Genomic DNA, 11,236 nt, shown 5'->3' on the forward strand with positions numbered 1-11,236 from the left:
GGCTCAGCGCCGTAAAACTCTGCGCCCCGGCACCACCATCACCACCACCGATACAAGCAAGAAACACATTTTTCTGAGCGGATGCGCGCTTCTGGCAGCCGTCCTCCCCTCCGCCGCCGACACCCCCTTCGGCCACTACGAACTGACACCGATTCAGGACACGCCCAAAACAATGAGCTTCAAGCTCTTTCCCGGGCTCTCCGAGCAAGAATTCATCCGTCTCGCCGGCGCGCGCCGGCACATCATCGAGCCCTGCAATAGATGACGCAGGCTGATATTTGAAGAAATGAACTTTAACATGAATTTCCTGCTTGACGCACCGTCCGATGAGTGCTAAAGTACGGAGTGTTGACGATGAAGACCCTCATATGTAAACTCGCACCGGTCTTTCTGGCAATGGGTAGCGTAGCCCAAGCCTCAGAGGAAAAACTGACGACGGACGCCCCGGTGCTGTGGGATATCCCCATCCCCTTCTGGCCCGGGCACAGTCTCCCGGTCACCAACTCGATGCTCATGCTCCTGCTGGCCGTCATCATCATCACCGTCATCCTGAGGCTCGCCACGCGCAAGATGGAGCGCATTCCCCACGGGCTGCAAAACCTCGTCGAATGGGTCTTTGAAACACTCTACAACTTCGTCGAAGGACTCACCGGCAAATACATCGCCCGCAAATACTTCTGGTACTTCGCCACCGTCTTCATCCTCATCTTCGTCAGCAACATCATCGGCCTCATCCCCGGCGTCGGCGAGATCACCTATCAGGGCAAACCCCTGCTGCGAGGAGCCAATGCGGACATGAACACCACCGTCTTCCTCGGCTTCTTCTACGCCATCCTCTGGTTCATCTGGGTCATGAAGGAGCAGGGACCGTGGCACTTCATCACCCACACCTTCGGCCCAAAGGGAGGCCTCACCGGAGCCCTCAAATACGCCCTGCTGCCCATCTTCTTCTTCGTCGGCGTCATTGAGATTGTCTCCATCTGCATCCGCCCCGTCGCACTGGCGGCCCGACTCTTCGGCAACATCTTCGCCGGTGAGACCGTTCTTGAAGTCATGACCAACACAGGCGCGCTCGGCTTCCTGACCACCCTGCCCTTCATGGCGCTGGAACTGCTCGTCGCCTTCGTCCAGGCACTCGTCTTCCTGATGCTCACCGCCGTCTTCCTCAAGACCCAGATCGGCAGTGAAGAAGACGAAGAAGAGGGCAACAAGCCCCGCAATCCCCTTCCCCGCAGCTGATCATGAAGAAAAGCGTGAAGCCTGCCGGAAAGAAAACAAACAAGACAAAAAACATAAAACAAAATCCATAACCATGCTCCCCTCCATCATCGCAGAAGCGCTGCGAGTCTCTCCGGGACTCGCCGTCATCGGTGCCGGCATCGGCATCGGCCTCATCGGCATGAAAGCCGCTGAATCGACCGGTCGCAACCCCTCGGCCTTCGGCAAGGTGCTGACCATCTCCATCCTTCTGGCCGCACTGGTCGAAGGTGTTGCCTTCGCTTCCTTCTTCATGGGCGAGTAAACGCCCGGCGCCGCACCCGGCAAACGGGTGCGGCCCGTCCCCTTTCCCCTCTCTGTTTTCACCACCACACGCACGCATATGCTCCATCCCGTTCTTGCCACTAGCGTCGGAGAACTTTTCGACCAATTCGGTCTTCATACCGAAGCCTTCATCGCGCACCTGATCGCCTTCATCATCATCGCCACGATCATCGGCGTCTTCGGCATCAAGCCCGTCATGAAGCAGCTTGAAGAGCGCCGCAAGCGCATCGAAGAAGGCGAGGCCATGCGCGAGCAAAGCGAAAAAGAACTCGCGGAAGTCAAACAGCAAAGCGAGCGCATCCTCGACGAGGCCCGCGACAGCGGCAAACAGGAAATCGACCGCGCACGCGCCTCCGCCGCCCGAATTCAAGCCGACCTCACCGCGAAAGCCGGAGCCGAAGCCCAGAGCATCATCGCCAACGCCCGCAGCCAAGCGGCCCTTGACACCGAGCGTGAAAAACAAGCTCTGCGCGCCGACTTCGCAAGACTCGTAGCCCTCACCACCGCGCAGGTCACCGGCAAAGTCCTCTCTGAAGCCGACCACCGCGCCATCAACGCCGAAGCCATCAGCAAGCTCTGATCCTGCCCCGCAACGCTCATGAAAATCGGCAAAGAAACCCAAGCTCAGGCGCGACGCCTCATCCGGCTCTGCCTCGATGAGCGCGGACTGCTCCAAGAAGATACCGTACGGCAAATAGCCTCCGCCATCGCCGAGCGGCGCCCGCGCGGCTACATGGCCCTTCTGAGTGCCTTCACCGAACTCGTGCGCCTCCAGAAGCAGAAACACAGTGCCGTCATCACGAGCGCCGTCCCCCTCACCCCCGACGAACAGCAGGCCATCCGCAGCAAGCTCGACGCCCGACACGAGGGTCTCGACTACAGCTGGAAGGTCGACCCCGCACTCATCGCCGGATTCACCGTCCGCGTCGCCGACGACTTCACCGACGCCTCCGTCCGCTCGCGCATCGAGCAACTCTCCCGCATCTGACCCCCTCTCTTCATCACCATTTACCCACCCCCGCGTATGAGCAACATCGTACAAGAACTTGAAGCACAAATCCGCAACATCTCCACAGCCGCCGCCGAAGAAAACGTCGGCACCATCAAAGCCATCGGCGACGGCGTTGCACACATCGAAGGCCTGAGCAACGCCATGCTCAACGAAATGATTGAATTTCCGGGCGGCGTCATGGGGCTGGCCATGAACCTTGAAGAGAACGAAGTGGGCGCCGTCATCATCGGCAACGGCAACCAACTCCGCGAAGGCGACAGCTGCAAAACGACGGGAAGACTGCTCCAAGTTCCCGTCGGCCCCGGCCTGCTCGGCCGCGTGGTCGACACCCTCGGCAACCCGCTCGACGGCAAAGGACCCATTGAAGCCGCCGACTACTACCCGGTCGAAAAAATCGCATCGGGCATCATCACGCGACAAGGCGTCAACCAGCCCATCCAGACCGGCATCCTGCCCATTGACGCCATGATTCCCATCGGCCGCGGGCAGCGCGAACTCATCATCGGCGACCGCTCCACCGGCAAAACCGCTCTCGCGACCGACACCATCATCTCGCAAGCCAACCAAAACCGCAAAGCCGAGAAACTCGGCCTCACCGACTACCGCCCCGTCTACAGCATCTACGTCGCCATCGGCCAGAAGCGCGCCAACGTCTCGCGCCTCGTTGCCAAGCTGCAATCCACCGGAGCGCTCGACTACAGCATCATCGTCGTCGCCTCGGCCTCCGACAGCGCCGCCATGCAATACCTCGCCCCCTACGCCGGCTGCGCCATGGGCGAATACTTCATGGACCAAGGGCAGGACGCCCTCATCGTCTACGACGACCTCTCCAAACACGCCGTCGCCTACCGTCAGGTATCCCTCATCCTGCGCCGCCCCTCGGGCCGCGAAGCCTACCCCGGCGACGTCTTCTACCTCCACAGCCGTCTGCTCGAACGCGCCGCACGCATCAACAGCGAAGGCGGCCGCAAAGGCGGCTCGCTGACCGCCCTGCCCATCATTGAGACACAGGCCGGCGACGTCTCGGCCTACATCCCGACCAACGTCATCTCCATCACCGACGGCCAGATCTTCCTGGACACCGACCTCTTCTACCAAGGCGTTCGCCCCGCCATCAACGTCGGCATCTCCGTGAGCCGCGTCGGCTCGAGTGCCCAGACCAAGATCGTCAAAAAACTCGCCGGCTCCGTCAAGCTCGACCTCGCCCAGTTTGAAGAGCTCCAAGCCTTCGCCCAATTCGGCTCCGACCTCGACGCCAACACGAAGGCCAAACTCGAGCGCGGACGCCGCATCGTCGAACTCTTCAAACAGAGCCAATACGCGCCCAAGAGCCTCGGCATCGAAGTCATCAACCTCTACGCCATCCAGAAGGGCTACCTCGACGACGTACCCGTCGATCGCATCTTCGACCTGAGACGCGACCTCGAAGACGACGTACAGACCAACCGCCAAGATCTTCTTGACCTCATCGAAGAGAAGCGCGAACTCACCCCCGAGGTTGACGCCGCACTTGCCGACTACATGAAGCAATTCAAGAGCCGCCTCGCCAAGTAACACGAGCCGGCACCCCGAGCCACTATCACACCGCCATGTCCAACCTCCGCGACATCAAGCGCCGCATCAAATCGGTACGCAACACATCGCAAATCACCAAAGCGATGCAAATGGTTGCCTCCGCCAAAATGCGCCGCGCCCAGGAGCTGGCTTTGCGGGGACGCGTCTACGTCAGTGCCATCGCCAGCGTTTTCCGGCATCTCAAAGAGAGCCTCAACGACGTCAACGTCGAGCTGATGAAGACCAACCCGCACGGCAAGGCCCTCTGCATCGTCATCAGTACCGACCGCGGGCTCTGCGGCGCCCTGAACTCCAACCTGCTCAAAGAGCTGCTCACCGCCTGCCCCGCCGATGCGGACTACATCACCATCGGCTCCAAACTCAACACACAGCTGGCGCGCTGCGGGCGACAACTCAAAGCCTCCTTCTCACTCGGAGACAGCTTTGACGAAGCCTCGCTCAAGCCCATCATGGACTTCATCCGCAAAGGCTTCGTGAGCGGTGAATACAACAGCGTGAGCGCCATCTACCAGAAGTTCATCAACGTCATGGTGCAGAGGCCGCAGATCTCTCGGCTGCTGCCCATCAACCCGGACGAACTCCTCAGCATGGCGGCAGCCATCGAAAACGAAGACGAGCTCAACGGCGATCAACCGATCAACTATCTGCTTGAACCCGGCCCCGTCGCCCTGCTCAACAGCCTGCTGCCGCTCTACTTCACCAACATGCTCACGCAAATGGTGCTCGAAGGAAAAGCCTCCGAACAATCAGCGCGCATGGTCGCCATGAAGTCGGCCACAGAGAATGCCAAGACCCTCATCGGCGAGCTCACCCTCGAATACAACAAAGCTCGTCAGACCCAGATCACCAACGAACTCCTCGAAATCACCACCGCCATGAAGGCGATGGAGTAACGCCATCCCCCACCGATCCATTTCAGACACCAGCAGCATATGAACACAGGTAAAATCGTGCAGATCATCGGCGCCGTCGTCGACGTCGACTTCTCTCAGGCCGAAATGCCCGCCCTCTTCAACGCCCTCACCGTCGACTACGAAGTCGACGGCAAAGCGCAGCACCTCACCCTCGAGGTCGAACAGCACCTCACCGACGGCTGGGCCAGAACCGTCGCCATGAGCTCGACCGACGGCCTGCGCCGAGGCATGACCGTCATCGACACCGGAGCCCCCATCTCCGTCCCCGTCGGGCCGAAAGTGCTGGGTCGCATCTTCAACGTACTCGGTGAAACCGTCGATGAAAAAGGCCAGCTCACCGACAGCAAACGCTACCCGATTCACCGCGAAGCGCCCAGCCTCGAAGAACAGGCCACCTCATCCGAAGTCCTCGAATCCGGCATCAAAGTCATCGACCTCATCTGCCCCTTCCTCAAGGGCGGCAAAGCCGGCTCCTTCGGCGGTGCAGGCGTGGGCAAGACCGTGCTCATCATGGAGCTCATCAACAACATCGCCAAAGCCCACTCCGGCCTCTCCGTCTTCGCCGGCGTCGGCGAGCGCACCCGCGAAGGCAACGACTTCTACAACGAAATGAGCGAATCGGGCGTCATCGACCAGCAAAACCCCGAAAACTCGAAAGTCGCCCTCGTCTACGGCCAGATGAACGAACCGCCGGGAGCCCGTCTGCGCGTCGCCCTCTCGGCTCTCTCCATGGCCGAATACTTCCGCGACGAAGAAAACCGCGACGTGCTGCTCTTCGTCGACAACATCTTCCGCTTCTCGCAGGCTGGCTCGGAAGTGAGCGCCCTGCTCGGCCGCACCCCCTCAGCCGTGGGCTACCAGCCCAACCTCGCCGAAGAAATGGCAGGCCTGCAAGAGCGCATCACCTCGACCAAGAAAGGCTCCATCACCTCGATGCAGGCCGTCTACGTTCCCGCCGACGACCTCACCGACCCCGCCCCGGCCACCACCTTCAGCCACCTTGACTCCAAAGTCGTGCTGGAACGCGCCCTCGCCGCTCAGGGCATCTACCCCGCCGTCGATCCGCTTGCCTCCAGCTCAAACGCCCTGACCCCGGCACTCGTCGGCGAGGAGCACTATCGCGTCGCCCGAGGCGTTCAGCAGACCCTCCAGCGCTACAAAGACCTGCAGGACATGATCGCCATTCTCGGCATGGACGAACTCTCCGACGCCGACAAACTCACCGTGAGCCGAGCCCGCAAGATCCAGCGCTTCCTCTCGCAGCCCTTCGCCGTGGCCGAAGTCTTCACCGGCATCAAGGGGCAGTACGTCCCCGTTGCCGAAACCGTCCGAGGCTTCGGTGAAATTCTCGACGGCAAGTGGGATGACGTTCCTGAAGGCAACTTCTACATGAAGGGCGGCATCGACACGGTCGAAAAATCCTGATAACCGAGCAACACACAGCCCATGCACTTCACCATCATCACGCCGCTTCGCACCGCGCTTGAAGCAGACGTCAGCAGCATCAACCTGCGTGGCGTCGAAGGAGAAATGGAAATCCTGCCCGGGCACACCGACCTCATCTGCGCGGTAGACAACGGCGAGCTCACCTATCGCATCACCGGCGGAGATGAAGGCAGCCTGTTCGTAGGCGGCGGCTTCATGCAGGTCCATGCCGACCGCATCCTGCTCGTAACGGACACGGCTCTGCAGGCCGACGACATCAACCCCGACAGCATCCAAGAGGCTCTGCAACGCGCGCAGGACGCCCTGCGCAACAGCGCCTCCGTGCTCAGCCGAGCCGAGCAGACCAAGCTCGAAGCCTCCATCGCCAAGCAGCTGGCCATCCTCGACTACAACCGCAAGCGCCGCAACAAACACTAAAAGCGCAGCTTGTGCCCGCGACGGCTCACGCCGGAGCGCTTCTTCCCCTCATGCAGCAACAGGCTCAATCGAGCCTGTTGCTTTTTTCTTCATTGAAACCCCGGCGAACTCCGGGACTGCCCGGCCGGGCTCCGGGACGGAAAATTGCCCCGCCTCAAGAAGGCGACAAACCCGCCTGATCCAGACGGTCGAGCAACTCGCGCAGCGCGTCAGACTCAAAACACTGATTCAAAGCCAGATACATCACCCCTTGAATCAGTCGGGTCATAGGCTGCTCCAGCACTTGGTGCAGCACCTGCTCCACCTGCTGCTTAACCTCGGCGTCCGGCTCCGGCATCGTGCGAGCCTTCCCCATCAAATCCTGCAGCTCGCGATAGAGAGACCCCAAACGGGGCGCGGCGGCATCAGCAGATACGCGATCCCTGATGCTGTCTTGCAGCACATTGATGCGCTCAACCACGGCCGCACACTTCAGCAGCAGCTCCACATAAGGCCGAGCCTCAGGCGATACCTCGCTCAGGAGCGGCACATCATCCCCGACCGGTGCACAGGCACCGGCCTCCGCAGCCGCACACGACACGCCGGCACAGACAGAAGCTCCGAAAACGGCGGCAAAAGACAACATCTTCATTTCGCTGCATCTTACCCCGCAGCACATGCGGCGTCAAGACAGAACCGCGTCAGCCCCGCTCACCATCGCGGCGACATAGAGGAGCTCGGTGTCACCCTGTTTCCCGAGACGCGACAGGGGGGGCGGCGTCAGCCTTCGAAGTCTGCCCCGCCGCCGCGCCTCTCGCGGCCTACGGCGCGACTTCGCGAGATCGGCGCCCCCGCCGTGCGGCCGGCTGCCGCCCTGCGAAAAACGAGCTGTTTACGCGTCAATTCGCCGAATGATTTTGGCCGGCACGCCGCCGACAACGGTATAGGCCGGCACATCTTTGGTAACGACGGCTCCCGCTGCGATGACCGCATGATCCCCGATGGTGACGCCCTGCAAAATCGTCGCGTTAGAGCCGACCCAGACGTTGCGCCCCAGTACGATGGGGGCCGGCGTCATGGAGAAACGCTTCTCGGGCGCCAGTCCGTGATTGAGCGTCGCAAAGACGACGGCGTGACCGATGAGGCAGTCGTCGCCGATGGTGATGCCGCCCTGATCCTGAAAGTGGCAAGCGGCATTGATGAAGACGCGGCGACCCAGCCTGATATTTTTGCCGAAGTCGGTGTAAAAGGGCGGAAAGACGCGCAGGGTCTCATCGGGTTCGCAGCCGAAGAGGCGTGCGAGGAGGCGGCGTATGGCATCCATGTCGTGATAGCTGCCGTTGAGCTCGGCGGTAATGCGCCTCGCTTCGTCGGCGGATCGGTCGAGGAAGTCGTAAATGTCCGGGGTGTCGAGGGGGCGGCGTTCGGCGACGTGTTGAAGAAAATCACTCAGATTCATCATGGGTCAGAGGCGTAAAATCGATGCAGACGGATCCGCAGCCCGATACCTCGGGTGCTCCGCGCGCTGATTCTACCTCAGCAGCTTTCATCCCTGCAAGTCTTTTCGCGCCCAAACGCGGGTATCAGACCTCTCCGCGCTCGGCGTGCGCGCTCTCCGCCCTGCCGTTCCCGGCGGCACGGTCTTCCTCTGCGCCCCACAGCGCTCATCCGCCTGCCCCGCCTGCCCCTGCCGTTTCCCGTGAACCGAGCGCTGCTTGCGGCTGAGGCCTTGCTCGCCGTGAAGTTCCATAACGCATTGGAGGGGATACAGAGCCGACGGATGAGCGCTGCGAGCGGCGCGAAACACCGCGGCAGCCTGCCGCAAAAAATGGTTGACAGAGGGCTTGCTTTTCTCTAGCCTAAGACTGCCGATCGTGAAGATCTGCCGATCAACCGACACAAGAATCCGTTTTTTTCATGAAACACGCCCACCTCGCAGCCGCGCTGATCATCAGTTCTGCCCCCCTTGCCCAAGCAAGCGCCCCCGTTACCGCTCAAGCCGAGCCGACGCCGCGTGCAGGCGGGCTGAAGGAAGAACCCGCCGAAAGCTGCCCGCTGAGCGCCGAGTCCCGACAGCTCGCCTCCCTCATGAGCGGGCAGCGCATGTTGCCTTTGCGTGTGGAGGGGGATTTTCTCGTCGGCCGAAGCCCCAAGGGCGAGGGTGCTCCCTTCTGCGTCATGTCGGGCAGCGAGCTGCTCTGGAAAGGCGGAGCCGATGAGCCCTTCCGCGTTCCGACCCGTGCGCTGGGGCACGTTTACCTGCTGGCCGAGGAGGCGCGCAACGTCCATTGGCAGGATTTGAGATGGGAGTCGCCCAAGGAAGCGAAGGAAGCGAAGAGCGCGACGCCGACGCCCGCGCAGACCCTAACGCTGCGCGCCGCAGATGAAGGCGTGCTTCCCTGCTCGGAGGACGCCGCCCCCGCCCTCAGGCGCCTGTTGAGCAAAGCTCGCAGCTTGGCGGCCGAGCAGGGCTGTGCCGTCACCATTGAGCTGGAAGAGGGGGACTACCACCTGCGCGCCACGGGGGCTCTGCCCATGAGCCTCTACATCTCCAACCACGACCAGCAGGAGCTCCACCGCGTCGGTCTGCCGCTGGTCGATCTGCACGACATCACCCTCGTCGGGCACGAGACGCGCTTCATCAGCCACGGCATGATGCTGCCGGCTCTCGTGATGGACAGCAGCCGCGTGACGCTCAAGGGCATCCGCTTCGACCAAGCCACCCCCTTTTACTCGGAGGGACGCATCGTTGCCGCGGATGAGAACGGCACGACGCTGGCCATGACGCCCGCCTCCTCTTGGAGCCTCACGAAGGACGGCAGGTTCGTCAACACCGGCACGACCGACACGGCCGACGGCCCGCAGCGCTGGTTCGCCGGCATTAATCACGCCATCGCCTTTCACCCCGACGGGCGCATGGTGCCGACCGGGGCTTCGGGGGACATCGCGTGGAGCCCGCGAGCCGAAGCCGTCGGCGACGGGCAGCTGCGCTTCCCCGTCAATGCCGCCGAGAAGGGGCTGAGCGTCGGGGACATTCTGACGCTTCGCGGCTACTGGCGCCCGCACCCCTGCATGGTTGTGTATCGCTGCGAGGGGCTGACGCTCGATGACGTGGTCTTTCACGACAGCATGGGCATGGCGCTCATCGCCCAGCGCAGTGCCGACATTTGCATTCGCGGCGGCGGCTGCATCCGCAAGCCCGGCTTCATGCACACGGCATCGGCCGATGCGACGCATTTCTCCAACTGCCGCGGGCACATCGACGTCAGCGGTGCGCTCTACGAGGGGATGATGGATGATGCGATCAATGTGCACAGCACCAGCCTTGAAATCGAGCAGGTTCGAAGCCCGCGCGAGATTGTCTGCCGCTACCGCCATCCGCAGGCCATCGGTTTTGAAGTCGTGCTGCCGGGCGAGGCGCTGCAATTCATCCACGGGCAGACTCTGCAAAACACGAAAGAGACAGGGCGTGCGCAGGCCGTCACCAAGCTCGACGAAGAACACCTGCTCATCCGGCTGGAAGCGCCTTTGCCCGAGGGTATCGAGGCGGGTGACGCCCTTGAGAATGCCGACTGGTACCCGTCGGTGAGCTTCTGCGGCAACACCATCCGCCACAACCGCGCCCGCGGCAGCCTCTTCACCACCCCGCGCCCCATCCTCGTGGAGGGGAACCGCTTCATCTGGTCGAGCGGCTCGGCCATTCTGCTGGCGGGCGATGCACAGGGTTGGTATGAGAGCGGGCGCTGCCTCGACCTGACCATCCGGGGCAACCTCTTCGAGCACAACCTCACGAATATCTTCGGCTACACCGAGGGCATCATCTCGATTTACCCCGAAGTTCGCAAGCCCGAAGAGCAGACGGAGCGCTACCACGGCAACATCCTCATCGAGGGGAACACCTTCCTGACGCACCGCGTGCCGCTGCTCTTCGCCATCTCGGCCCGCGGCATCCGCTTCCGCAACAACAAAGTCGTCTTTGATGACAGCTACGCCCCGATGCACGATGAGCAACCCTACGTCCTGCGCCACTGCGAAGACGTCGAGCTGCAACCTTTGAGCCGCGAAGGCTCTGCCCCGGGCATTGAGGGCGCCCCGCTCAAGCCCTGACCCGGCGTCGCCTTGACCAAACGTCGTTTTGACCTAACGTCGCCCTAACCCGGCGTCGCGCGGCAGGGGAGCCGCCCTGATGCTTGGGCCTGCCTCCCCGCGCCAGCCTCTGCACGCCCGCCTCCCCGCGCTCGGCTCTGACACGCCCGCCGACGACGGAGCGAGCGGTCGTATTGCGTCAAAAAGAAAACGCACCGAAAGGTATGGATGCGTCAAAAATGAACGCACCCAAGGTAGCACAGAA

Annotated in this window: 11 protein-coding genes; 9 read left to right on the plus strand and 2 right to left on the minus strand. The window is 62.1% G+C overall.

Annotation, left to right across the window (positions count from 1 at the left end; translation table 11 throughout):
* Positions 1 to 354: 354 nt before the first annotated feature.
* From atpB to atpC, 8 genes are all read left to right on the plus strand, one after another.
* Positions 355 to 1,239, plus strand: coding sequence for a F0F1 ATP synthase subunit A (gene atpB / locus AC6UAL_RS07410; protein WP_500682739.1), 885 nt, complete (start codon positions 355 to 357; stop codon positions 1,237 to 1,239).
* A 73-nt stretch (positions 1,240 to 1,312) separates the two neighbouring features.
* Positions 1,313 to 1,522, plus strand: a complete 210-nt coding sequence (locus AC6UAL_RS07415; protein WP_500682740.1) for an ATP synthase subunit C-like protein — start codon at positions 1,313 to 1,315, stop codon at positions 1,520 to 1,522.
* Between the two features lie 78 nt (positions 1,523 to 1,600).
* A complete protein-coding gene (locus AC6UAL_RS07420) occupies positions 1,601 to 2,122 on the plus strand; it encodes a F0F1 ATP synthase subunit B (protein WP_500682741.1) in 522 nt (173 codons plus the stop codon).
* Between the two features lie 18 nt (positions 2,123 to 2,140).
* Positions 2,141 to 2,530 carry an ATP synthase F1 subunit delta gene (atpH, locus tag AC6UAL_RS07425; RefSeq protein ID WP_500682742.1) on the plus strand — a complete coding sequence of 130 codons (390 nt, stop codon included), beginning with the start codon at positions 2,141 to 2,143 and terminating at the stop codon, positions 2,528 to 2,530.
* Between the two features lie 36 nt (positions 2,531 to 2,566).
* Positions 2,567 to 4,108: a F0F1 ATP synthase subunit alpha gene (gene atpA / locus AC6UAL_RS07430; protein WP_500682743.1), complete on the plus strand. Its 1,542-nt coding sequence runs from the start codon at positions 2,567 to 2,569 to the stop codon at positions 4,106 to 4,108.
* 35 nt (positions 4,109 to 4,143) lie between these two features.
* A complete protein-coding gene (gene atpG / locus AC6UAL_RS07435) occupies positions 4,144 to 5,022 on the plus strand; it encodes an ATP synthase F1 subunit gamma (RefSeq protein ID WP_500682744.1) in 879 nt (292 codons plus the stop codon).
* Between the two features lie 39 nt (positions 5,023 to 5,061).
* Positions 5,062 to 6,468: a F0F1 ATP synthase subunit beta gene (atpD, locus tag AC6UAL_RS07440; protein ID WP_500682745.1), complete on the plus strand. Its 1,407-nt coding sequence runs from the start codon at positions 5,062 to 5,064 to the stop codon at positions 6,466 to 6,468.
* A 21-nt stretch (positions 6,469 to 6,489) separates the two neighbouring features.
* The gene (gene atpC, locus AC6UAL_RS07445) at positions 6,490 to 6,906 is read left to right on the plus strand and encodes an ATP synthase F1 subunit epsilon (protein WP_500682746.1); all 417 of its coding nucleotides are present in this window, start codon (positions 6,490 to 6,492) and stop codon (positions 6,904 to 6,906) included.
* Positions 6,907 to 7,060: 154 nt separating this feature from the next.
* On the opposite strand, the gene AC6UAL_RS07450 is transcribed toward atpC, so the two are convergent.
* Together AC6UAL_RS07450 and AC6UAL_RS07455 are read right to left on the minus strand one after the other, a co-directional pair.
* Positions 7,061 to 7,435: a hypothetical protein gene (locus AC6UAL_RS07450; RefSeq protein WP_500682747.1), complete on the minus strand. Its 375-nt coding sequence runs from the start codon at positions 7,433 to 7,435 to the stop codon at positions 7,061 to 7,063.
* Between the two features lie 342 nt (positions 7,436 to 7,777).
* Positions 7,778 to 8,344, minus strand: coding sequence for a DapH/DapD/GlmU-related protein (locus AC6UAL_RS07455; protein ID WP_500682749.1), 567 nt, complete (start codon positions 8,342 to 8,344; stop codon positions 7,778 to 7,780).
* 458 nt (positions 8,345 to 8,802) lie between these two features.
* Here AC6UAL_RS07455 and AC6UAL_RS07460 point away from each other — a divergent pair, with 458 nt between their 5' ends.
* Positions 8,803 to 10,992, plus strand: a complete 2,190-nt coding sequence (locus tag AC6UAL_RS07460) for an alpha-1,3-galactosidase-related protein (RefSeq protein ID WP_500682748.1) — start codon at positions 8,803 to 8,805, stop codon at positions 10,990 to 10,992.
* Positions 10,993 to 11,236: the final 244 nt, after the last annotated feature.

The sequence above is a fragment of the Candidatus Parakkermansia intestinigallinarum genome, assembly GCF_944389695.1.
Lineage (GTDB): Bacteria > Verrucomicrobiota > Verrucomicrobiia > Verrucomicrobiales > Akkermansiaceae > Akkermansia > Akkermansia intestinigallinarum.